The following is a 22,597-nucleotide window of genomic DNA, read 5'->3' on the forward strand; positions in this document are numbered from 1 at the left end:
TCTCTGCGCATAGGTAGGGCTTAGCGTTTCCTCTGTGAGTGAGCGTGCGTATCTGGACGCGGCATCGGCCGAGTCGTTGCACCCGGCAGCAAGGGAAATGTTGCTGTCGGCAGTGGATTCCGGCTGGGCCGATCCGGTCCGTCTGCACCACGAGGGACGGACCGCACGACTGCTGCTCGACAACGCCCGCGCTGTCCTGGCGGACGCGATCGGAGTACGGCCGGACGACCTGTACCTGACTACCTCGGGTACGACGGCCATCCGGGCCGGTCTGACCGCGGTGCGAGCTGCCCGGAGTCGGGTCGGGCAGACCGTCGTACACAGTGCTGTCGAGCACTCCGCCGTACTGCACTCTGGTGGAGAGTCGGCCGTTGAGGTTGGCGTGGACATGCAGGGTCGGGTTGACCTGGAGGCCTTTAGTACGGCGGTGCGGCAACCAGGTGTGGCTCTGGCTGCTGTGCAGTCGGCGAACCATGAGGTGGGTACTCGGCAGCCGATCAGCGCTTTGGCTGAGGCGTGTGGCGACGTACCGCTGCTGGTGGACGCGGCGGCCTCGGTGGGGCATGACGCCGTACCCGCGGGCTGGTCTGTGCTGACTGCTAGTGCGCACAAGTGGGGTGGTCCGGCAGGTGTGGGCCTGCTGGCTGTGCGGAAGGGCACCCGGATCACTCCGGCCTGGCCGATGGACGAGCGGGAGGACGGGCTCTCCCCTGGCTTCCCGAACGTGCCAAACGCACTGGCTGCGGCCGCTGCCTTGCAGGCCCGGCTCAGTGAAGCAGCTGAGCTCGACAAGCAGCACAGGGCCTGGATCGATGAGGTACGGCGCCGTGTGGCCGCAGACATCTCCGATGTGGAGGTGGTAGGAGATCCGGAGGACCGCCTGCCGCACATCCTCACGTTCTCGTGTCTCTACGTGGACGGCGAGGCGATCGTGACCGCTCTGGATGCGGAGGGCTTCGCGGTCTCCAGCGGGTCCGCGTGTACGTCGAGCACCCTGCGACCGTCACATGTCCTGGCAGCTATGGGTGTGCTGACCCACGGCAACGTGCGCATCTCACTCGGCCGCAGTACGACGTACGCCGACATCGACCGCTTCTGCGCTGTATTGCCAGGGATCGTGCAGCGGATCCGGGCGGAGGTCGGCATGTGAACGTCGACCTCGACTGCCGTGGCCTGCTCTGCCCACTCCCGGTAATCAAACTGGCCAAGACGCTACCGACCGTTGCCATAGGCGACACAATCACCGTCCTGGCCGACGACCCGGCCGCCGCCACCGACATCCCAGCCTGGTGCCGGATGCGCTCCCAGGAGCTCGTGTCAGCCGACGAAAACCAATACGTCGTCCGCCGACTCAGCTGACAGGCAGCTCGGCCTGCACCGGCCCCAACTCAGAGCGCCCGGGACAGTTCGGCGTAAGTGGGCTGCAGCTTGCGGACGGTCGCTGCGGCGGCCGTGGGTGAGCCGGCGGTGAGTTCGTACTGCAGGCTGCCGACCAACCGCGCCTGGGTGTCGAGGATCGCGCTCGCGTCCAGCAGCCCGATCCGTGCCGTCGCTGTCGCCGCGTCGACCAGCCGTCGCGTGCCGACCCGGACCGCGAAGTGCGTCATCATTCCGCGCACCGCTTCGTCCTTACCCTGCTCGATCATCTCGGCAAAGCGTTCGAGCGCTGCCTCGTTCCCGACGGTCCCAGGCGAGATCTGTACGTCGTCCCGGAGCGACAGCCACGCCTTGGCCGCGGGCATGGATACTCGCAGCGCGTCGTCCGCCGTCACCTCCCGGACCCGCTGGAAGCCGGACCGCATCCCGTAGCCGTACCGCCGGTAGCTGATGGACTCGGCACGCCAGGCCGCCAGAAAGGCATCGAGCGGAAGCGTCGCGTAGGGAAAGCCATGCGGGTCGTGCATCAGCACTCTGTCGCCGTCGACCGCAAGCACGGCCAGGAAGTGATCAGCCTCGATAGGTGTGCCGGCGCCTGGTTGGTGCAGCAGTAGGCCCATCTCGACCGGTCCGACGAGCACTGGTCCGTCCAGCAGCGCCGTACGCAATCGGTCGAGTGCCTCGTCAGCTGACGAGGCGCCGCTCGCGTCGCAGGTCCAGCCGAGCAGTTCGATCGCAGCGTCGAGTCCGAGGTCCGGATCCCACCCGTAGGGATCGAAGAGCGGCACCCGGCCGGAGATCAGCTGGACACCGAAGGGTGAGCCGGTGAGTACCTCGATGACCGCTGGAGTGGGCGCTTGGTCGCCGAGGATCATCGCGAGGCTGTTGCTGTAGCAGTACGGTCCGGAGCCGGTGTAGGGAAGCATGGGTTTGACGATCAGGGTTGCCCCTGTGTCAAGGTCAAGGGCATATGTTCGATCTTGTGCTCAACGCTGACCGCATCGCCGTGCTGACTGGGGCGGGGATCTCTACGGCCTCTGGGATCCCTGATTTTCGTGGGCCGGAGGGGGTGTGGACGAAGGACCCGGCTGCGGAGGCGATGTTCGACATCGACGAGTACGTCGGGAGTCGCGAGGTCCGCGTGGCGACGTGGAAGCACCGTCTCGCCGTACCGGCCTGGACAGCCGAGCCGAACCCAGGCCACCTCGCACTGGTCGAGCTGGAGCGACAGGGGCGTCTGACCGGACTGATCACCCAGAACGTCGACGGGCTGCACCAGAAGGCCGGATCGTCGCCGGAGCTCGTCCACGAGCTGCACGGGACGGTCTGGTACGTCGACTGCCTCCAGTGCAACCGGCGCATCCCGATGGCCGACGTACTCCCCCGGCTCGAGTCCGGTGACGAGGACCCGGCCTGTGAGGTCTGCGGCGGCATCCTGAAGTCCGCAACGGTCTCCTTCGGCCAGTCCCTCGACCGGGCCGTCCTGGACCGAGCCGTCGCCGCCACCGAGTCCGCCGACCTGTTCCTTGCCGTCGGCACCTCACTGCAGGTCTACCCGGCCGCCGGCCTCTGCGACCTGGCCCTGAACGCAGGCAAGCCTCTGGTCATCCTCAACGCCCAGCCCACCCCGTACGACGAACACGCCACCAAAGTCCTCCACACCCCCATCGAAACCACCCTCCCGTCACTCGTCGGCTGACCACTCGCCGGCCAGCAGTTGGAGCGCCGCCTCGGAACGGGAACCCGGCTCCGCGTTGAAGATCGCCACCCGCTGACCGTCGTCGGGCAGGACCAGGAGCTCGGTTATCAGCTCCATCCGCCCGACCAACGGGTGCTGGTAGGTCCGGGTGGCGCCGCCGCAGTCGCCGACCGGGTGGCCGGACCAGAGCTTGGCGAACTCCGGGCTGCCGAGCGTCAGGTCACCGACTAGCCGGCTCAGCTCAGGTTCGCCGGGATAGCGTCCGGCGATCAGCCTGAGGTCAGCGACAGTGGCCCGCGCCTTCTGCGGCCATTCGACGTACAGCTCGCGCAGGTGGGGATCCAGGAACAGTAGCCGCGCGATGTTCGGCCGATCGCTCGGACGGCTCGGTGCGGTGGGGTCGAGGTGACCGGCGAGCAGTGCGTGGGCCATCGGGTTCCAGGCGAGGACGTCGAGGAACCTGCCCATCACCAGCGCAGGCACGTCTCCGAATGACTCGATCATCACCAGCACTCCGGGCCGTACCTGCTCCGGCTTCGGCGTACGGCGGCGGCTCGTCGGCTTCGGCCTGGCGAGCGTGTACAGGTGAGACCGCTCGTCGTCGTCCAGCCGCAGTACCCGCGCGACAGCATCAAGTACGGCGTCCGACGCGTTGGGGCTGAGCCCTTGTTCGAGCCGCGTGTAGTAGCCGGCGCTGACCCCAGCGAGCTGCGCAAGCTCCTCCCGCCGCAGACCAGGCACCCGACGACGCCCGCCGTACGACGAAAGCCCGGCGTCCTCGGGCTGCAGCCGCGCCCGCCGGGAGCGCAGGAACTCGCCCAGGTCGGTGTACACGTCTCCAGTCTCACCTACTGCGGTCATCCGAGCCTGTACCTGTCAGGTGTGCCCCCAGCAGGGCTCTGGGACTGGTACGCCGCTGCACCGCAGGCTGACTGGCATGAGGATTCTGGTAATCGGGTCAAGCGGGACCATCGGGAGTGAGGTCGTCAAGGAGTTGGTCAAGCGCCATGAGGTCGTGCGGGCCGCGCGGCGTGGGGAGGTGCGGGTCGACTTGGCGGATGTCGCGTCGATCGATGCCATGTTCGCCGCGGTCGGTCAGGTGGACGCGGTGATCAGTTGTGCGGCCAGTGGTGCACTGGCGGCGCTCGCCAGCTCGTCTGATGTCGACTACTGGCGCGGTCTGGACGGGAAGCTGGTCGGACAGGTCAATCTGCTGCGTCGGGCGCTTCCGTACGTACGCGACGGCGGATCGGTGACGTTGACCAGTGGCAGGCTCAGTGAGCCCATTCCAGGTGGCTCGCTCACCTATCTGGTGAACAGCGGACTGGACGCGTTCGTCGGGGCGGCGTCGATCGAGATGCCGCGTGGGATCCGGCTCAACGTCATCAGTCCGGGCTGGGTGCGGGAGACGCTGATCGCCCTGGAGATGGACCCGTCGATCGGTACTCCGGTGGCCGAGGTGGCTCGTGGCTACGTCCGGACCGTGGAGGGCAGTAACCACGGTGAGGTGGTCCGCGTCTGAGCTGACGCGTCGACCTCTTCCGCTGCGGCGAACCGTTGGTTAGCGTCCCCGGCAGGTGGATCGGCGGGAGGGGACCGGGATGCGCGGGTTCAGGCGTTGGACGGCAGGTTTCACCGCGGCTGCGGTGGTGGTGCTGGGGCTGGGTACGGCGTCACCGGCGCCGGCGCAGGTGGCGGTCGATCGGGTCATCACGGTGACCGGGTCGTTGCAGAGTGAGCTCGGGTGTGCGGCCGACTGGGACCCGGGGTGTGATGCGAGCAGTCTCGGAGTGGGTGCGCCGTACACGAAGGTGTTCGACGTGCCGGCCGGCGCGTATGAGTACAAGATCACGGTCAACAAGAGCTGGGACGAGAACTACGGCGCCGGCGGAGTGCTGAACGGCGCGAACATCCCGTTGCAGATCCAGGGCCCGGCCAAGCTCCAGTTTAGTTACGACGACACTAGTCACGTTGTGACGGTGAAGCCGGTGAACCTGGCCGGCTCGACCGTGACGGCCGCGGACAAGACCCTCGCGACGCCGAGCCTGCGACCGAACCTCACCAAGGAACGGTTCTACTTCCTGATGGCGGACCGGTTCGCCAACGGCGACAAGTCCAACGACGCGGGCGGGCTCACCGGCGACCGGTTGCAAACCGGACTCGACCCGACCGACAAGGGCTTCTACCACGGCGGCGACCTGGCCGGCGTGATGCAGAAGCTCGACTACATCAAGTCCCTGGGTACGACGTCCATCTGGCTGACTCCGTCGTTCAAGAACCGTCCGGTGCAGGGCTCCGGCGCCGACGTGAGCGCCGGGTACCACGGCTACTGGATCACCGACTTCACTCAGGTCGACCCGCACGTGGGCACGAACGCGGACATGAAGGAACTGATCCAGCTCGCGCACAAGAAGGGGATGAAGGTCTTCTTCGACATCATCACCAACCACACCGCGGACGTGATCGACTTCCAGTCCCACAACTACGGGTACATCCCGAAGTCGACGACGCCGTACAAGGATGCCCAGGGCAACGTCTTCGACGACAAGACCTATGCGGGTGGTGACACGTTCCCGACGCTGGACAAGAACACGTCGTTCCCGAACGTCCCGGTGTTCCGGACGCCGGCCGACGAGACCGTCAAGGTGCCGGCCTGGCTGAACGACCCGACGCTGTACCACAACCGCGGCGACTCGACGTTCGCCGGTGAGAGCGCGGAGTACGGCGACTTCGTCGGGCTGGACGACCTGTTCACCGAGCAGCCGAAGGTCCGCGACGGGATGATCGACGTCTACAAGACCTGGGCCGAGTTCGGCATCGACGGTTTCCGGATCGACACCGTCAAGCATGTGAACATCGAGTTCTGGCAGAAGTTCTCCCCGCAGATCTTGGCCGCGGCCAAGAGCGCCGGGTCGAAGAACTTCTTCATGTTCGGTGAGGTGTTCGACGCGAACCCGCAGTTCATGTCGACGTACACCACCAAGGGCGACCTGCAGGCGACCCTCGACTTCGGGTTCCAGCAGAACGCGGTCGCCTACGCGAAGGGCGATCCGAGTACCAAGCTGCAGGACCTCTACGCCGACGACGACTACTACACCGACACGGACTCCAACGCGTACGAGTTACCCACGTTCCTGGGCAACCACGACATGGGCCGCGTCGGCATGTTCCTGAGTCAGAGTGGTGCGACCGGTCAGGACCTGCTCGCGCGGGACAAGCTCGCGCACTCACTGATGTACCTGACCCGCGGCCAGCCGGTCATCTACTACGGCGACGAGCAGGGCTTCACCGGTCCGGGCGGTGACAAGGACGCGCGGCAGGACATGTTCGCGACCAAGACCGCCGACTACGCGGACGACCAGGTCGTCGACGGCACTGGTACGACGACGATCGGCAGCAAGGACCGGTACGACGTCAACTCGCCGATGTACAAGCACATCGCGGAGCTGGCGAAGCTGCGGGCTAAGTACCCGGCGCTGTCCGACGGACGGCAGGTGGAGCGGTACTCGTCCAACAGCAACGGCCTGTACGCGTTCAGCCGACTGGGTAGCGACAACGTCGAGTACCTAGTAGTCGCCAACAACTCGAAGACCGCGGCCTCCGCGACCATTCCGACGTACGGGCCGAACACCTGGCTCAAGCCGGTCTACGGTGGCTCCAAGTCGGTCAAGACCGACCGTGAGGGCAGGGTGCTCCTCAGCCAGGCCCCGCTGTCCGTGACGGTCTACCAGGCCCAGTCCAAGGTTCCGTCCCGCGCTAAGGCGCCTGCTGTCTACATGAGCTCGCCGGAGCTCGGCGCCACGGTCGGTGGGCGTGCGGAGATCGCCGCTGCAGTACCGGAGAACACTCCGGCGACCGTGACCTTCGGCTACCGACCTGTGGGTACGACGGCGTGGCAGCGGCTCGGTTCCGACGACAACGCGCCGTACCGGGTGTTCCAGGACGTGTCCGGGCTGCCGAAGGGGACGCTGCTCGAGTACCGCGCTGTACTACGTGATGCCTCGGGCAACTACTCGGTGTCTGGGTCGTACGGCGTGGTCGGCGACGCTCCTGCAGCCGGTGGTGGTGGAGGCGGGACCGGTCCGGTCGTACAGCCGGCCAATGTGTCTGTGCCGGGCGATCACAACAGTGAGATGGGCTGTCTGGCGGACTGGTCGCCGGACTGCGACCAGGCGCAGCTGACGCTGGACCCGAAGGACAAGGTGTGGAAGGGCACGTACACGATCCCGGCTGGTGAGCACGCGTACAAGGCGGCGATCAACAAGACCTGGGACGAGAACTACGGTGCCGGCGGCGTGCTGAACGGCGCGAACATCTCCTACACCGCGCCCAGTACACCTGTGACCTTCTACTACGAGCACGGTCGGCACTACGTCACGTCCAGCGCACAGGGACCGATCATCACCGTGCCCGGGTCGTTCCAGTCCGAGCTGGGTTGTCCGGCCGACTGGGATCCGACCTGCATGCGGCCGTGGCTGACCGACGAGGATGGTGACGGGACGTACACCTGGTCGACCAGTGAGTTGGGAGCGGGCAACTATGAGGCGAAGGTCGCGCACAACCTGTCCTGGGACGAGAGCTACCCGGCCGACAACGTGCCGGTCACAGTGCCGAGTAACGGGCTGGTCGTCACGTTCTCGTACGTGCTCGCGACCCACCAGTTCACGGTGACCACGTCCAAGCCGGGTGCGCAGCCGGACCTGAGTCAGGCGAAGGCGTACTGGCTCAACCGCAACACTCTCGCCGTACCGGCGGTCGACCACCCGGAGCGGTATCGCTGGCGGCTGCACTGGTCGGACACCGGCTCGCTGAAGGTCGATGCGACCGACATCGGCGGATTGTCAACAAACCTGCGATACGACTCTCGCGAGGTGAAACCTGGCTACACGACGCTTCGGCTCGACAACGCGGACGTGCGCAAGATCCTGAAGGGTCAGCTCGGGCTGGCGCAGTACGACGATGACGGACGGTTGCTCGACGCAACAGGTGTGCAGATCCCGGGTGTGCTCGACGACGTCTATGCGAGCGCGACCAAACGGTCGTACGGCGTGACTTGGAACGGCGGCGCACCGACGTTCACCCTGTGGGCTCCGACCGCGCAGAACGTCTCGTTGCTGGTCGGATCGCAGCGGGTGCCAATGAAGCCCAACGACGACGGGTCCTGGTCCGTCAGCGGACCACGGTCGTGGAAGAACGCACCGTACCGCTATGAAGTGAAGGTGTACGCGCCGAGCACCAAGAAGGTGGAGACGAACGTCGTCACCGATCCGTACTCCGTTGCGTTGACCACGGATTCGACGTACTCCGTTGCCGCCGATCTGAACGATCCGGCCGGGAAGCCGGCGCTGTGGTCGAGCACGCCGTCGCCGAAGCTCGCGCGCGGTGTCGACTCGACCATCTATGAGCTGCACGTCCGGGACTTCTCGATCAACGACAGCACGGTTCCGGCCGCGCACCGCGGTACCTATCTGGCCTTTGCGGACAACGGTGACGGGACCAAGCATCTGCGTGCGCTCAAGGCTGCCGGGCTCAACACCGTGCACCTATTGCCGACATTCGACATTGCGTCGATCCCGGAGACCGGGCAGCAGACGCCGGCGTGCGACCTGAAGGCGTTGCCGCCGGACTCGGATCAGCAGCAGGCATGCGTGACGGCGGTGGCCGCGAAGGACGGGTTCAACTGGGGTTACGACCCTTATCACTGGCTCGCGCCGGAGGGGTCCTACGCAACTCAGAAGGACGGTCTGGCGCGCGTGGCGGAGTTCCGCACGATGGTCGGCGGAATACATCAGTCCGGGCTGCGCGTCGTACTCGATCAGGTCTACAACCACACACCGGCGGCCGGTCAGGCGCCGACGTCGGTGCTGGATCAGATCGTGCCCGGGTACTACCAGCGGCTCGACGCGACCGGGGTGGTCGAGAACTCGACCTGCTGCAGCAACATCGCCACCGAGCACGCGATGGCCGAGAAGATCATGGTCGACGGCACGGTCAGCTGGGCGAAGAACTACCACGTGGACGGCTTCCGCTACGACCTGATGGGCCACAGCAGCAAGGCGAACATGCTGAACATCCGGGCCGCGCTCAACAAGCTGACGCTGGCCAAGGACGGCGTGGACGGCAAGTCGATCTATCTGTACGGCGAGGGCTGGAACTTCGGCGAGGTCGCCAACGACGCGCTGTTCGTCCAAGCCCGCCAGGGGAATCTCGGCGGGACCGGGATCGGCACGTTCTCCGACCGGATGCGCGACGCGGTCCGCGGCGGCGGCCCGTTCGACGACGATCCGCGGATCCAGGGCTTCGGCTCCGGCGAGGCGAGCGACCCGAACGGCGACCCGATCAACGGTACGCCGGACGAGCGGGCGAAGCGGCTCGCGCACGACACCGACCTGGTGCAGCTCGGGCTGGCCGGCAACCTGCGGTCGTTCACGTTCAAGTCGGTGTCATCGGGTGCCGACGTACGTGGTGATCAGATCGACTACAACGGCTCACCGGCGGGGTACGCCGATCAGCCGGACGAGGTGATCAGCTACGTCGATGCCCATGACAACGAAACGTTGTGGGACACGTTGACGTACAAGCTGCCGACCGACCTGCCGATGCCGGACCGGATCCGGATGAACACGTTGTCACTGGCAACGACCGCACTGGCGCAGACGCCGTCGTTCTGGCACGCGGGTGCGGATCTGCTACGCAGCAAGTCGCTGGACCGCAACTCGTTCGACTCAGGCGACTGGTTCAACACCCTCGACTGGACCGGCGCCGACAACGGCTTCGGCCACGGCCTCCCACCGAAGGCCGACAACGAGGCCAAGTGGCCGTACATGAAGCCACTCCTCGCCAACCCGGCCCTCAAGCCGACGGCAGCCGACGTGGCGACCGCCTCCACCGCCGCAGCCGACCTACTCAAGCTGCGCTTCTCCACTCCGCTGTTCCGCCTGGGCACCGCCGACCTCATCAACCAGAAGCTCAGCTTCCCGGTCAGCGGCACCACTCCAGGCGTCATCACCATGCGCATCGACGACACCGTGGGATCGAACGTCGATCCGGCCTTGAAGGGCGCCCTGGTCGTCTTCAACTCGACAGGATCCCCTGTAACTCAACAGGTTCCGGCGCTAACCGGCGCCAACCTGTCCCTCTCCCCCGTCCAAGCGAACGGATCCGACGCCGTGGTTAAGCAGACCACCTGGACCGCCACCACCGGCACAGCCACAGTCCCCGGGCGCACTGTCGCCGTACTTCTCCAGCGGTAGTCAGGTCAGGAGACCGGCCAGCACCTGGCCGGTCTCCGGGACCGCCAGAGTGGTGCCGGTGTACGACAACGTCAGCTGCCGGGACAGATCGGCCGCGTGATAGCTGAGGGTCTGGAAGCCGAAGATCCCGCCGGTGTGCCCCCACACAACCTGGCCGTCCGGCAGGCGGCGGCGTTCGATTCCCAGCGCGTACCCGAACGAGTCGTCGACCGGCACCACGGTCAGCATCGCTTCCTGCTCGGGCTCCCCGAGTAGCTCTCCACCGAGCACCGCGGCGTAGAAGCGGTTGAGGTCGGCGGCCGTCGAGACGATCTCCCCCGCCGCCCACGCCTGCGACGCATTGAACCTCGCGAGGTCGACCCACTCGCCAGCGATCTCCAGATACCCACGCGCGTGCGGCTCAGGCAGGTCCACGTCATCGCCCGGCAAGAGTGTCCGCTCGAGCCCGAGTTGCTGCAGGACGCGCGTCCGTACCTCATCGCCGTACGCGTTTCCGGTCACCGCTTCGATCAGCAGGCCCAGCACGATGTAGTTGGTGTTCGAGTACGACCACGATGCGCCTGGGTCGAACAGCCTCGGCTTCGTCAGACCGGTGCGCAACGCCTCCGCTGGGTCTCGGTGCAGGTAGCGGTCAAGAAGATGCCGGTCGGCGGCCAGGTCGTCGGTGTAGTTGTACAGGCCGCTCGTGTGGTTCAGCAGCTGCCGCAGGCTGATCGCATCCGGTACGCCGGGCACCCACTCGCCGACCGGATCGTCCAGTCGTAGCTTGCCTTCAGCCACCAGTTGCAGCACGACGACGGCTGTGAATGTCTTCGTGACGCTGCCGACGCGGAACCATCCGTCCGGATCCACCGGACGGTCCGGGTCCAGCTGGGAGCGGCCGCTGGAGCCGATCCAGGTCTGGTCGCCGGAGCGGTAGTGCAGCAGCACTCCGGCCGCGCCGTCATCTACCAACGAGTCGAGGTATGCCTGCATAGGCCCACTGTCTCAGGTGAGGGAGGCGAATCGGGCTGCTGCTACGAAGGCGGCCAGCGCTAGGAAGATGGTGTTGGCGGCGGTGGAGCGGGGTTCTCGGAGGGAGGAGTGGGAGGTGGCGGCGCCGATCATGACGATGACCAGGCCGGTCGCTGCCAGTGGGGTGAGGACTCGGGCTGTGTCGGTGAGCCACGGAGCGAAGAGGCCTGCTACGGCGAGGAGTTCGCAGACAGCCACGAGGCGGACCAGCGGCATCGGGAACGGTGCGATGCCGGTCTGACCGGTGGCGATCAGGCGGGCGCGCGACATCGTGGACTTCAGGACGCCGGAGATCGTGAAGACGACGGCGAGTACGCCGGTGAAGATCCAGGTGATCGTGTTCATGTCGATTGCAGACGATCGACAATCAATTCCTGTGACAATCGACAACACTGTCACGGGGAAGACTGGTCGATCGTCTGTGAAGGTGTGATGGAGGAACTCAGACCGCTGCTGCTGTCGATCGCCTACCGGATGCTGGGCACGTTCGGTGACGCGGAGGACGTCGTACAGGAGGCGTACCTGCGCCTGCACCGCGAGCCTGAGGTCACGTCGGCCAAGGCGTTCCTGACCACCGTCACCACCCGACTCGCGATCGATCAGCTGCGGTCGGCGCGGCGGCAGCGGGAGGAGTACTTCGGGCCGTGGCTGCCGGAGCCGGCCGTCGACGAGTACGTCGATCTGGCCGACCGTGCCGCGCTCTCGGACTCGCTGTCCACCGCGTTCCTGGTCGTGCTCGAGCGCCTCTCCCCCGACCAGCGAGCGGTCTTCCTGCTCGGCGACGTCTTCGGTTACTCGTACGACGACCTCGCGGACATCCTCGGCAAGACGCCGGCCAACTGCCGCCAGCTCGCCGTCCGCGCCCGTCGTCGGATTGCCGACAATCGACCGCGTTTCGACGCCTCACCGCACGAACGCGACGAGCTGGTACGCCGCTTCACGGCTGCCGCCCAGGAAGGCGAGCTCGACGGCCTGGTCGAACTGCTCGCGCCCGACGTCACATTCACCGGGGACGGAGGCGGCAAGGCGATCGGACTCCCCCACCCACTCCACGGCGCGCTACCGGTCGGGCGGATGGTGGTCAGCGCCTTCGGCAACTTCCCCGAACTCAGCGCCGAACCGGTGCACGTCGGCAACCAGCCGGCGCTCCGCATCCACGACCCGTCGAACCGCACGGTCGCGATCTGGTCGTTCGTGGTCGTCGAGGGCCGGATCAGCGCGATCCACGGCGTCGTCAACCCCGACAAGCTGACGCACGTCCAGCCGTCAGGGCACCGCGCCCAGCCCTGAGCGCACCACGTCCAGCCGTCAGGGCACGCGGACGACGAGCGCTGACGCATCCACCTCCGCGACGAGCGACGTACCTTCGGCGATCCCGTCGCCGTCCAGCTGGCGGCGTACGACGCGGTCGGCGCGGACCTGGATGCGCGTGCCGATGAAGCGTTCGACATCGCGCTCGCGCCACGACTTGATCACCAGGCCGAGCGCGAGCCGGGGCCAGTGGCTGATCCGGCGCGGCGCGAGGACGACGAGGTCGATCCGGCCGTCGTCGGGTGTCGCGTCCGGGAACAGCGGGATGTTCGCCTGGAGCGTGCCGACGTTGCCGATCACCACGGTGCGCGCACGCCGGCGTACCGGCGGCTGGTCGTCGACGGTGATCTCGACGCGGACGAACGGGTGGTTCAGGTTCTTCAGCGTCGAGACGACGTACGCGGCCCAGCCGACCCGTTTCTTCAGGTCGTCGGGTGCGTCCTCGATGATCGCGGCGTCCAGACCGAAGCCGGCCATCACCACGAACCGGTCGTCGGGCAGGTTGTCACCCTTGATCCGCACGCTGTCGATCCGCTGCTCCGAGCCGTCGAGAAGCTCGTACAGCGCGTCGTCGAGCTCGAGGGAGATGCCCAGGTTGCGGGCCAGCAGGTTGCCGGTCCCGCCGGGCAGCACCGCCGCCGGGATCGCGGTCCCGGCCAGCTCGGCGCACACCACGCGGACCGTCCCGTCGCCACCCGCGACCAGCACCAGATCGACCTTCTCGTCGATCGCCTGCCGGGCCATCCCGGCCCCGGCGTCGTCCTCGGTCGTCTCCAGCCACAGCGGAGACTCGTACCCCCGCTCCGTCAGCGCGGTCTCGACGGTACGGCGGAACGGGTCGGCGTCGACCTTGACAGGATTCACGATCACGGCTGCCCGCCTGGCAGAACTCACCTGATTTTTGTCCGTTCGGAGAGATAGCGTGCTGAGAATGAGCAGACTTCCACGGAGTACGCCAGAAGCCCAGGGGCTGTCGACCGTAGCGCTCGACGCGTTCGTGAGCGCGTTGGACGCCGGGCAGCCGGAGATTCAGACCGTCATGCTGGTGCGGCACGGGCAGGTGGTGCTCGAGGAGGCCTGGGCGCCGTACCGGCTGGAGGATCGGCATCTGCTGTTCTCGGTGTCGAAGAGTTTCACCTCGACCGGCGTCGGGCTGGCGATCGACGCGGGGCTGCTCACGCTGGACGACCAGGTGATCAAGTTCTTCGACGCGGACGAGTTGCCTGAGACGATCAGCGACAACCTGGCCGCGATGAAGGTCCGGCACCTGCTGACGATGACGACCGGGCACTCGCAGGACACCGTGGAGGCGCTCAGCCGGGACCGCCGGATGGTGAAGATCTTCCTCGGTCTCGAGGTGGCGCACGAGCCGGGCACGCTGTTCGTCTACAACAGCGGCGCGACGTACATGCTGTCGGCGATCGTGCAGCGGCTCACCGGGGAGAACCTGCTCGACTACCTGCGGCCGCGGCTGTTCGAGCCGCTCGGTGCGACCGAGGCGACCTGGCAGGTGTCGAAGGAGGGCATCGTGACCGGTGGCTGGGGCCTGAGCATCAACACCGAGTCGCTGGCCTGCTTCGGGCAGCTCCTGCTCCAGCACGGTGAATGGCAGGGCAAGCAGCTCGTCCCGGCCGAGTGGTACGAGGCGGCCACCTCGAAGCAGGTTGCCAACGACAACCAGGAGAACCCGGACTGGAAGCAGGGGTACGGCTTCCAGTTCTGGCGCGGCAGGCACAACACCTACCGCGGCGACGGCGCGTTCGGGCAGTTCGTCATCGGATTCCCGGAGTACGACGCAACGCTGATCATCACCAGTTCGACCGGTGACATGCAGGCGATCCTGAACACGGTCTGGGATCACCTGCTGCCGGCCCTCGAGGGCAAGGAGGTCACGCCGACTGCTCGTCCCGAGAAGCTGGAGCTGGTCGCGCCGAGCGGTCCGGCGCCGACGGGTGGGGACGGGAAGAGCTACCAGTTCGACGCCGCCAACCCGGTTGGACTGGCTGCGGTGCGGCTGGATCCGGACGGCACTGGCACCTTCGGCTTCCGTGACTTCAGCGACGGGAGTCCGCATGACCTGGTCTGCGGGCCGGGCGAGTGGCGCGAGCAGACGGCTCAAGGCACGGTCGAAGATGCGAGCCCCGAGATCGGCGAGCGCGTCGTGACGAGTGCGTACGGCGACGGCGATGCGTTCGTCGCGACCTTCCGGTGGGTCGAGTCCCCGTTCGTGGCGACACTCACCTGCCGGGTCGACGGCGACACGATGACCGTCGACGGGAAGCTCAACGTCTCGTTCGGGCCGACCGAGTTCACGCTGACCTCGGAGGTGTGACCGGGGTCATGTCACAGAGCTGGGGGCGGCGCGTGTCCTCCGAGTCGTAATCATCGACGACGGAGGATGAGATGAAGGTCTTGGTGGCAGGCGCGACCGGCGGTTTGGGCCGGTCGCTGGTACCGCAGCTGATCGCGGCCGGGCACGAGGTGACCGGGATGACCCGGTCCGAGTCCGGCGCGGCCGGCGTACGGGCGTTCGGTGCGGACGCCGTACTCGCGGACGGCCTCGACGCGGCCGCCGTACGCGCCGCGGTGGAGTCGGTCCGGCCGGAGGTCGTCGTACATCAGATGACGGCGCTCAAGGGCGGGATCGACTTCAAGCACTTCGACGACAGCTTCGCGATGACGAACCGGCTGCGGATCGAAGGCACCGACAACCTGCTCGCCGCTTCCCAGGCTGCCGGCGTACGACGGCTCGTCGTCCAGTCGTACGCCGGCTGGAACTTGCAGCACGGCGGATCCGCGACCAAGACCGAGGCGGACCCGCTCGACCCGAACCCGGTGCCCGCGCAGCAGCAGACGATGGCCGGGATCAAGCACCTCGAGTCGGCGGTCCTGAACGCCGACGGGATCGAGGGCGTCGCGCTCCGGTACGGGAGCTTCTACGGGCCGACCGGTGACATCGGCAAGGGCGGCTCGATGGTGGAGCTGATCCAGAAGCGCCGGCTGCCGATCATCGGCGACGGCGCCGGGGTCTGGTCGTTCATCCACTACGACGACGCGGCTTCGGCGACGGTGAAGGCGGTCGAGAGTGAGGTGACCGGGGTGTTCCAGGTCGCGGACGACGACCCGGCGCAGGCGGCGGTCTGGCTGCCGGAGTTCGCTCGCATCCTTGGGGCGAAGGCGCCGCGGCACGTCCCCTCGTGGGTGGGCCGGCTCGCGGTCGGCGACGTCGGGGTCGCGGCGTTCACCGAGATCCGCGGTGCGGACAACACGTTGGCGAAGAAGACGTTCGGCTGGCAGCCCGGGTACGCGTCCTGGCGTGAAGGTTTCCGCGACGGGCTGTGAGCCGGAAACAGTGAGAGATTTTCTTTACTTCCGCGTTACAAGTGAGGACGACTGCTGAAACCGGCGGGCCCTGAACTGGTCAGGACCCGCCGGGACGGCGGGGCGCCCCTAGGGTTCCGCTGCTGGTCAAGCTGACAGTAGGACTGGTCCGAGAGGGGAGGCGGTGCTCGCAGCAGGGCACCGTTCCACGGCGGGACAAAAGCCCGGGAGGCCTTGAATGGCCCCGGGCTGCGCTGTGTGCATTCCGGGCCTGATCCCCAGCGGAGGCCGGAATGTCAGCAAACCCCGAAACCTTGACCACCGATCAATTGGGCGCACGGGACCTTGGCCATTTCGGCTACGCCCAGCAGCTCTCACGCCGGGTCGGCAGCTACGCGTCGTTCGCGGCCGGCTTCTCGTTCGTCTCCATCCTGACCACTGTCTTCCAGCTGTTCGGACTGGGCTTCGGCTTCGGCGGTACGGCGTTCTTCTGGACCTGGCCTGCCGTCCTGGCCGGCCAGTTGATGGTGGCGTTGTGCTTCGCCGAACTCGCCGCGCGGTATCCGTTGTCGGGCGCGATCTACCAGTGGGCTCGTCGTCTCGGTGGCGCCGTGGTCGGCTGGTTCGCGGGCTGGACGATGGTGATCGCACAGATCATCACGCTGGCCACCGCTGCGATCGCGCTGCAGGTCGTGCTGCCCGCGGTCTGGCCCGGATTCCAATTGGTCGGCACTGATTCTGCGTTGGCGTCGAAGGACGGCGCCGCGAACGCCGTACTCCTCGGCTGTCTGCTGCTCGTCGCGACGACCGTGCTGAACGCGACCAGCGTGCGGGTCACCGCGCTCGTCAACTCGGTCGGCGTGACGTGTGAGCTGATTGGCGTCGTTCTGATCGTCATATTGTTGACAACCCGCGCCGAGCGCGGTCCGTCCGTCGTACTGCACACCACGAACCTGGACAGCACGACCGGGTACGTCGTACCGCTGCTGATCTCGGCGTTGATGGCGGCGTACGTGCTGGTCGGGTTCGACAGCGCGGGCGAGCTGTCGGAGGAGACGCACAAGCCGCGTGCGACGACGCCCCGGACGATCCTCCGCGCGGTCGTTGCCTCCGGCATCGGTGGTGCGTTCCTGATCGTCGCGGCGCTGATGGCCGCGCCGTCGCTGACCGACGGAAACCTAGCCACCCAGGGTCTCCCCTACGTGCTGACCAGCCGGCTGGGTACGACGCCCGGCAAGCTGCTGCTGCTCGACGTCGCGCTCGCGGTCTGCGTGTGCACGCTCGCGATCCAGACCGCCGCGGCCCGGATGATCTTCTCGATGGCACGCGACAACGTCCTGCCGGGTTCGCGTCAACTGCGCAAGGTGTCCGAGCGCACCGGTACACCGGTAGCGGCGACCGTCGTACCAGGTGTGCTGGCCGCCTTCTGCCTGGTCGTGAACGTGGGGAACGCGGGCCTGTTCCTCGGCCTCGCCAGCGTCTGCATCATGCTGCTCTACGTCGCGTACCTGATGGTCACCACGCCGTTCCTGGTACGACGCCTGACCGGCGGCGGACTGCCCGCCGGTGTGGATGAGAACGGCCGGCCGCTGTTCTCGCTCGGGCGGTTCGGTCTGATTGTCAACATTGTCGCGGTCGCCTACGGGCTCGCGATGGCGATCAACCTCGGCTGGCCGCGCGCCGAGGTGTACGACCCGGCCGGCGACGGCTGGTACCTGCACTACCTTCCGCTGATCACGCTCGCCATCGTCGCCGCCGGCGGACTCCTGGCCTTCCGCGCCCAACGCAGCGCGTACTACGCCTCGATCGGCGTAGCCACGCGCACCGCCACCCCGGCAGTGGAAGCAGAAGGAGCCAGCGCATGATCGCGCATGCACACGAGATCCCGGGGGATGCCGCGTGGTCTGCGCCGGTTCGTGCGGGCCGCACCATCACACTGACCGCACTGGCTGACGGCGCGAACGCGTCGATGCTCATCATCGGCGCCGACCGCCTCGATCGCCTCAACATCCCCGACACGTTGAAGTCCCAGATGTCGGCACGCATCAAGCCTGGCATGGTGCTGATGTCCGACCGCGGCCTCGCACTGGCGACCGTCACTGCCTCGAGCCTCGACTGGCACGACTGCCTCACCGGCGCGTTCCCCAGCCGGCTCCTCCTTCTCGAACTCATCAAGCACGGTTTCGGCGAGACCGACCTGCACGCCTGCATCAACTTCTTCAGCAAGGTCGCCGTCGCGGACGACCCCCGCGCGTCGCTCGCGTTCATTCCCGACCACGCCCACGCGGGTGACACGGTCACGCTCCGAGCCGACCAAGACCTGTTGATCTTCATCTCGACCGCACCCCATCCGCTGTCCGACGAGCCCGCCGCGAGTGTCGCAGTGCAGCTCGAAACCCCTGCAAACGTGAAGGATCCCGACCTCCGCGACGAAGCGGTCCGCGCGCTGCGGCTGACTCGGGAGCTGATCGGATGACCGTCACCGCAACGACCGTTGCCCTCGACACCGTGGTGGAAGCCGGCGACGGCGCACTCGTGACCGTGCCGGCGGGCGGACGATTGCAGATTGTCGACCTGCATGGCAATCAGGCCGTGGACACGTTGTTCTACGACGCCCACGACATCGACAATCGCTACTCCGCGTTCGACACGATCCGCGAGCAGCGGGCAGTGTTTCTGACCACCGGGTCCCGCCTGGTCTCGACCAGGCGGGACGAACTCGCCGTGATCACCGACGACACCTGCGGCCGGCACGACACCGTCGGCGGCGCGTGCTCACAGGAGAGCAACGTCATCCGGTACGGCGAGTTCACCCGGCATCAGCATGCCTGCCGACAGACGTTCCTGCGGTATGGAGCGAAGGTCGGCATCGGCCAGCGTCAGCTCACCCACAACGTCAACTTCTTCATGAACGTGCCGGTGACGTCGAGCGGCGGCCTGACCTTCGAGGACGGTCTGTCCGCCCCAGGCAAGTACGTCGAGTTGACGGCGAGCCGCGACCTGTTCGTGCTGATCAGCAATTGTCCGCAGGTCAACAATCCTTGCAACGGCTGGAATCCCACGCCGATCCAGCTACTGGGCTGGTGGTGACGTTGGCCCTCATCACAGTTGTTGCCCCAGGCACTCAAACCACAGTGCAGGATCTCGCCGGCCGGCCAGGCCTGTGGGACGTTGGCGTACCGCCGTCCGGAGCCGCCGACGAACTCGCCTTCGCCTTGGTCAACGCCGCCGTCGGCAATCCGGACACCGCGGCCGGACTGGAGTGTGTGCTCGCCGGACCGGTCCTGACCTGCGACGAGGATCGACTGATCTGCGTGGGCGGCGCTGTCCGCAATGCGACTGTCGACAATCTGCGAATCAGACCAGGGATGGTCGTCCGGTGGCCGGCCGGTGCTGTGCTGGACGTCGGCCAGCTCGACGGTCCCGGGATGCGCGGATACGTGGCGATCCAGGGCGGGCTCGACGTGCCGCGCGTACTCGGCAGCCGTTCGACCTTTATCCTCGGCGGGTTCGGCGGCCACGACGGCAAGCCGCTCGCGGCCGGCGACCGGCTTCCGCTCGGCCGGCGGGAGAACCTGCTCACCCCGCTCTCGGTGGAGCTGCCGACGATGTCGGACTCCTGGCAGCTGCGCGTCATCCCCGGACCCCACGGCGCGCCGGAACATCTCACGGCCGAAGGGGCCAACGCGTTTTTTGCCAACGATTGGATTGTCGACCATCGATCCGATCGGACGGGGGTCAGGCTGATCGGTCCGACCCCCGGCTGGGCCCGGACCGACGGTGGTGAAGCCGGTCTGCATCCGTCGAACGTGCACGACTCGGCGTACCCGGTCGGCGGCATCATGCTCTCCGGTGACACCCCGGTCATCGTCGGCAAAGACGGGCCGTCGCTCGGCGGATTCGTCGTACCCGCGGTCGTCATCGAGGCCGACCGGTGGATGCTCGGTCAACTCCGCGCGGGCGACTCAGTGCAACTAGTCCCCGTGACACTAGTTGCAGCGACGCAGGCGATCGAGGATCGGCGTCGCTGGCTGACCGACCTGCGCCAGGAGCCAAGGTCGGTCGCTCCCTGGACCGGTGCGCCGGACCGCCCCGAGGTCCTGCACCACGGCGAGCGGTCCGCCACGGCGCCGCCGTACACAATCAGGTGCGCCGGGGAGCGGCACTTGCTCGTCGAAGCAGGACCGGCCGAGCTCGACCTCACTGTCCGCGTCTGGATCCACCTGCTGGCGCAGGCCTTGCGGGACAACCAGCCGGTCGGCGTCGCGGAGATCGTCGAAGGCGTGCGGTCTCTCCTCGTGGCGGTCGACTCGTCTCGGCTCACGCTGATCGCACTCGCGCAGCGGCTCGCGTTCCTCGCTGCTGGGTTGGACGATCCCGAGACGGTGGTGCTGCCGGCGCGAGAGGTGGTGCTGCCGATCGCGTTCGACCACCCGGAGGCGCACGAGGCGATGCGCCGCTACGCCACTTCGGTCCGCCCGGACGCGCCGTGGTGCCCGGACAACGTCGAGTTCATCCGGCGGGTCAACGATCTCGACGCCCGGGACGAGGTGTTCGAGATCATCCAGGCCGCGACGTACCTGGTGGTCGGTCTCGGCGACGTCTATCTCGGCGCGCCGGTCGCGGTACCGATCGATCCGCGGCATCGGCTCGTCACCACGAAGTACAACCCGGCCCGGACCTGGACGCCGCAGAACGCGGTCGGGATCGGTGGGATCTACCTGTGCGTGTACGGGATGGAGGGACCGGGCGGGTACCAGTTGGTCGGGCGCACGGTCCCGGTCTGGCGGCTCTCCCCCGCCGACGAGCAGCCTTGGTTGCTGAGGCAGTTCGACCTGATCAGGTTCACGCCGGTCACCGCGGAGCAACTCGCCCACGAACGAGCCGAGATCGCCGTTGGGCGGGCGGATCTGAAGACCGCACCGGCGACGTTCTCGATCGCCGACGTACGACGGATCGAGCAGGAGGCACCTGTGGACATCGCGACGCTGCGCGCCAGACGCCGCGCCGCCTTTGACGCCGAACGGGCACGGTGGGGCGCATGAACAACGAGTGGATCACCCGGGTCGACCCGATCGAGCCGGCGCCCGGACCGTTGCACGGGCTGACGATGGCGCTCAAGGACAACATCGACCTCGCGGGCGTGCCGACGACGGCTGGGGACCCGCGGAACTCGCGTCCTGTTGTCGACAATGCGTTTGTTGTCGATCGGCTGATCGCCGCCGGCGCCGTACCGCTGGGGAAGACGAACCTCGACCAGTACGCGACCGGGTTGGTCGGCACGCGATCGCCGTACGGCGCCTGTCACTCGGTCTTCTCCGAACGCCATGTCTCAGGCGGATCGAGCTCGGGCAGTGCGGTCGCTGTGGCGAGTGGCCAGGTCGACTTCGCGCTCGGCACGGACACGGCAGGGAGCGGGCGGGTACCGGCTGCGTTCAACCGGCTGATCGGCATCAAGCCGAGTCGTGGGCTCGTGTCCGCGCGCGGCGTCGTACCTGCCTGCCGATCGCTCGACTGCGTGACCGTGATGGCTCGGACAGTGGCCACAGCGCGGGCGGCGTACGACGTGATGGTCGCCTACGACCCGGACGACGCCTGGTCGCGCCGGGCGGACGAGCTGCCTCGGCCTCGGGGTGGTCGCGTCATCGGCGTACCGGATGTGGGGTTGGAGCTGGATCCGCTGCATGAGGCGGCCTGGCAGGAGACCCTCGCCGAGGCTGATCGCCTCGGTGAGATCGTGAAGGTGGATGTGCGGCCGTTGCTCGAAGCGGCCGACCTGCTGTACTCCGGGCCGTGGCTGGCCGAGCGGTGGCTGGCCTTCGGCGACAAGCTCGACGACGATCCGGCGGTCGACCCAACCGTGCGGACGATCGTACGGGGCGGCGCGGCGCTGACCGCGGCCGCTGCGTTCGCCGGCTTCGACCGGCTTGCCACGCTGGCTCGCGCGAGTGAGCCGCTGTGGACGCAGGTCGACGCGCTGCTCCTGCCGGTGACGCCCGGGCATCCCACGCTGGCCGAGGTGGCGGCCGATCCGATCGGCGTGAACAGTCGCCTCGGTCGCTTCACGAACATGGTGAACCTGCTCGATCTGTGCGCGGTCGCGTTCCCAGGTTCGGATCGAGCCGACGGTCTGCCGTTCGGGATTCAGCTCCTCGCGCCGGCTGGTCACGACCTCTCGCTGATCGACCTCGCGGCTGAGTGGTGTGGTGAGACAGTGCCGCCGCATTCCGTGGACAGCGACGTGCTGCTGGCGGTCGCGGGCGCACACCTGTCCGGACAGCCGCTCAACGATCAGCTGGTACGGCGGGGAGCCCGGCTCGCGTTCACGGCACGGACCGCTTCGTCGTACCGGATGTATCTCGTCGACGGACCGCGTCCCGGGCTGACCCGGACTCTGCGGGGTGCTGACGGTCCTGGGATCGAGGTGGAGGTGTGGCGACTGCCGTCGGCCGAGCTGGCCGGGTTCGCGGCGACGATCGATCCGCCGCTGGCTATCGGGCCACTCGAGCTGTCGGACGGTCAGCAGGTACTCGGCTTCGTCTGTACGGCGGATGCCGCGGACCCGGCGCGTGACATCACGGCGTTCGGCGGCTGGCGGGCCTACTTGTCCGGGAGCTGAGCG

18 protein-coding genes and 1 riboswitch are annotated in these 22,597 nt (G+C 67.3%); of the genes, 13 read left to right on the forward strand and 5 right to left on the reverse strand.

Annotation, left to right across the window (positions count from 1 at the left end; all coding sequences use genetic code 11):
* Positions 1-34: 34 nt before the first annotated feature.
* Entirely contained in the window at positions 35-1,150 is a 1,116-nt protein-coding gene (locus EV650_RS11270) for a cysteine desulfurase family protein (RefSeq protein ID WP_202874460.1), read from the forward strand.
* Positions 1,147-1,359, forward strand: a complete 213-nt coding sequence (locus EV650_RS11275) for a sulfurtransferase TusA family protein (RefSeq protein ID WP_134118012.1) — start codon at positions 1,147-1,149, stop codon at positions 1,357-1,359. Before EV650_RS11270 ends, EV650_RS11275 begins: the two co-directional genes overlap by 4 nt.
* A 29-nt stretch (positions 1,360-1,388) precedes the next feature.
* Here EV650_RS11275 and EV650_RS11280 read toward each other — a convergent pair whose 3' ends face one another.
* Positions 1,389-2,303, reverse strand: a complete 915-nt coding sequence (locus tag EV650_RS11280; RefSeq protein WP_134118014.1) for a YobF C-terminal domain-containing protein — start codon at positions 2,301-2,303, stop codon at positions 1,389-1,391.
* A 44-nt stretch (positions 2,304-2,347) separates the two neighbouring features.
* Here EV650_RS11280 and EV650_RS11285 point away from each other — a divergent pair, with 44 nt between their 5' ends.
* Entirely contained in the window at positions 2,348-3,076 is a 729-nt protein-coding gene (locus tag EV650_RS11285) for an SIR2 family NAD-dependent protein deacylase (RefSeq protein ID WP_134118016.1), read from the forward strand.
* On the opposite strand, the gene EV650_RS11290 is transcribed toward EV650_RS11285, so the two are convergent.
* A complete protein-coding gene (locus EV650_RS11290; protein WP_238174145.1) occupies positions 3,062-3,910 on the reverse strand; it encodes a helix-turn-helix transcriptional regulator in 849 nt (282 codons plus the stop codon). The genes EV650_RS11285 and EV650_RS11290 overlap by 15 nt on opposite strands.
* 103 nt (positions 3,911-4,013) lie before the next feature.
* On the opposite strand from EV650_RS11290, the gene EV650_RS11295 reads away from it, so the two are divergent.
* Together EV650_RS11295 and pulA are read left to right on the forward strand one after the other, a co-directional pair.
* On the forward strand, positions 4,014-4,598 hold the full coding sequence (locus EV650_RS11295) for a short chain dehydrogenase (RefSeq protein ID WP_134118020.1): 585 nt from the start codon (positions 4,014-4,016) through the stop codon (positions 4,596-4,598).
* 79 nt (positions 4,599-4,677) lie between these two features.
* Positions 4,678-10,329 (forward strand): pullulanase-type alpha-1,6-glucosidase, encoded by a 5,652-nt coding sequence (pulA, locus tag EV650_RS11300; RefSeq protein WP_134118022.1) that lies wholly within the window; start codon positions 4,678-4,680, stop codon positions 10,327-10,329.
* Here pulA and EV650_RS11305 read toward each other — a convergent pair whose 3' ends face one another.
* The gene (locus tag EV650_RS11305; RefSeq protein ID WP_134118025.1) at positions 10,330-11,304 is read right to left on the reverse strand and encodes a serine hydrolase domain-containing protein; all 975 of its coding nucleotides are present in this window, start codon (positions 11,302-11,304) and stop codon (positions 10,330-10,332) included.
* Positions 11,305-11,316: 12 nt separating this feature from the next.
* Positions 11,317-11,688: a DoxX family protein gene (locus EV650_RS11310; RefSeq protein ID WP_134118027.1), complete on the reverse strand. Its 372-nt coding sequence runs from the start codon at positions 11,686-11,688 to the stop codon at positions 11,317-11,319.
* Between the two features lie 87 nt (positions 11,689-11,775).
* Between EV650_RS11310 and sigJ the strand changes: the two genes are divergently transcribed.
* On the forward strand, positions 11,776-12,633 hold the full coding sequence (gene sigJ, locus EV650_RS11315; RefSeq protein WP_134118029.1) for an RNA polymerase sigma factor SigJ: 858 nt from the start codon (positions 11,776-11,778) through the stop codon (positions 12,631-12,633).
* 18 nt (positions 12,634-12,651) lie between these two features.
* On the opposite strand, the gene EV650_RS11320 is transcribed toward sigJ, so the two are convergent.
* Positions 12,652-13,518: a diacylglycerol/lipid kinase family protein gene (locus EV650_RS11320; protein ID WP_238174146.1), complete on the reverse strand. Its 867-nt coding sequence runs from the start codon at positions 13,516-13,518 to the stop codon at positions 12,652-12,654.
* A gap of 67 nt (positions 13,519-13,585) precedes the next feature.
* Between EV650_RS11320 and EV650_RS11325 the strand changes: the two genes are divergently transcribed.
* From EV650_RS11325 to atzF, 7 genes are all read left to right on the forward strand, one after another.
* Positions 13,586-14,986, forward strand: coding sequence for a serine hydrolase domain-containing protein (locus tag EV650_RS11325; RefSeq protein ID WP_238174147.1), 1,401 nt, complete (start codon positions 13,586-13,588; stop codon positions 14,984-14,986).
* A gap of 71 nt (positions 14,987-15,057) precedes the next feature.
* A complete protein-coding gene (locus EV650_RS11330; protein WP_134118035.1) occupies positions 15,058-15,996 on the forward strand; it encodes an NAD-dependent epimerase/dehydratase family protein in 939 nt (312 codons plus the stop codon).
* Between the two features lie 97 nt (positions 15,997-16,093).
* Positions 16,094-16,208, forward strand: a riboswitch (guanidine-I (ykkC/yxkD leader).
* A 60-nt stretch (positions 16,209-16,268) separates the two neighbouring features.
* Complete coding sequence (locus EV650_RS11335; RefSeq protein WP_134118037.1) at positions 16,269-17,840, forward strand: amino acid permease; 1,572 nt, start codon at positions 16,269-16,271, stop codon at positions 17,838-17,840.
* On the forward strand, positions 17,837-18,451 hold the full coding sequence (locus EV650_RS11340) for a DUF1989 domain-containing protein (protein WP_134118039.1): 615 nt from the start codon (positions 17,837-17,839) through the stop codon (positions 18,449-18,451). Before EV650_RS11335 ends, EV650_RS11340 begins: the two co-directional genes overlap by 4 nt.
* Positions 18,448-19,065 carry an urea amidolyase associated protein UAAP2 gene (locus tag EV650_RS11345; RefSeq protein ID WP_134118041.1) on the forward strand — a complete coding sequence of 206 codons (618 nt, stop codon included), beginning with the start codon at positions 18,448-18,450 and terminating at the stop codon, positions 19,063-19,065. The genes EV650_RS11340 and EV650_RS11345 overlap by 4 nt, the downstream gene beginning before the upstream one ends.
* Positions 19,062-21,020 carry a 5-oxoprolinase/urea amidolyase family protein gene (locus EV650_RS11350; protein WP_255512077.1) on the forward strand — a complete coding sequence of 653 codons (1,959 nt, stop codon included), beginning with the start codon at positions 19,062-19,064 and terminating at the stop codon, positions 21,018-21,020. Before EV650_RS11345 ends, EV650_RS11350 begins: the two co-directional genes overlap by 4 nt.
* Entirely contained in the window at positions 21,017-22,594 is a 1,578-nt protein-coding gene (gene atzF, locus EV650_RS11355; protein WP_134118043.1) for an allophanate hydrolase, read from the forward strand. Before EV650_RS11350 ends, atzF begins: the two co-directional genes overlap by 4 nt.
* Positions 22,595-22,597 lie beyond the last annotated feature (3 nt).

This window comes from Kribbella kalugense, assembly GCF_004365875.1.
In the GTDB taxonomy this organism is placed as follows: domain Bacteria; phylum Actinomycetota; class Actinomycetes; order Propionibacteriales; family Kribbellaceae; genus Kribbella; species Kribbella kalugense.

Bases quoted from the DNA above. Each gene is read 5' to 3' on its own strand.
- EV650_RS11280 (WP_134118014.1), bottom strand. From the start codon at position 2,303: ATGCTTCCCTACACCGGCTCCGGACCGTACTGCTACAGCAACAGCCTC.
- EV650_RS11285 (WP_134118016.1), top strand. From the start codon at position 2,348: ATGTTCGATCTTGTGCTCAACGCTGACCGCATCGCCGTGCTGACTGGG.
- EV650_RS11295 (WP_134118020.1), top strand. From the start codon at position 4,014: ATGAGGATTCTGGTAATCGGGTCAAGCGGGACCATCGGGAGTGAGGTC.
- pulA (WP_134118022.1), top strand. From the start codon at position 4,678: ATGCGCGGGTTCAGGCGTTGGACGGCAGGTTTCACCGCGGCTGCGGTG.
- EV650_RS11305 (WP_134118025.1), bottom strand. From the start codon at position 11,304: ATGCAGGCATACCTCGACTCGTTGGTAGATGACGGCGCGGCCGGAGTG.
- EV650_RS11310 (WP_134118027.1), bottom strand. From the start codon at position 11,688: ATGAACACGATCACCTGGATCTTCACCGGCGTACTCGCCGTCGTCTTC.
- sigJ (WP_134118029.1), top strand. From the start codon at position 11,776: ATGGAGGAACTCAGACCGCTGCTGCTGTCGATCGCCTACCGGATGCTG.
- EV650_RS11325 (WP_238174147.1), top strand. From the start codon at position 13,586: ATGAGCAGACTTCCACGGAGTACGCCAGAAGCCCAGGGGCTGTCGACC.
- EV650_RS11330 (WP_134118035.1), top strand. From the start codon at position 15,058: ATGAAGGTCTTGGTGGCAGGCGCGACCGGCGGTTTGGGCCGGTCGCTG.
- EV650_RS11335 (WP_134118037.1), top strand. From the start codon at position 16,269: ATGTCAGCAAACCCCGAAACCTTGACCACCGATCAATTGGGCGCACGG.
- EV650_RS11340 (WP_134118039.1), top strand. From the start codon at position 17,837: ATGATCGCGCATGCACACGAGATCCCGGGGGATGCCGCGTGGTCTGCG.
- EV650_RS11345 (WP_134118041.1), top strand. From the start codon at position 18,448: ATGACCGTCACCGCAACGACCGTTGCCCTCGACACCGTGGTGGAAGCC.
- atzF (WP_134118043.1), top strand. From the start codon at position 21,017: ATGAACAACGAGTGGATCACCCGGGTCGACCCGATCGAGCCGGCGCCC.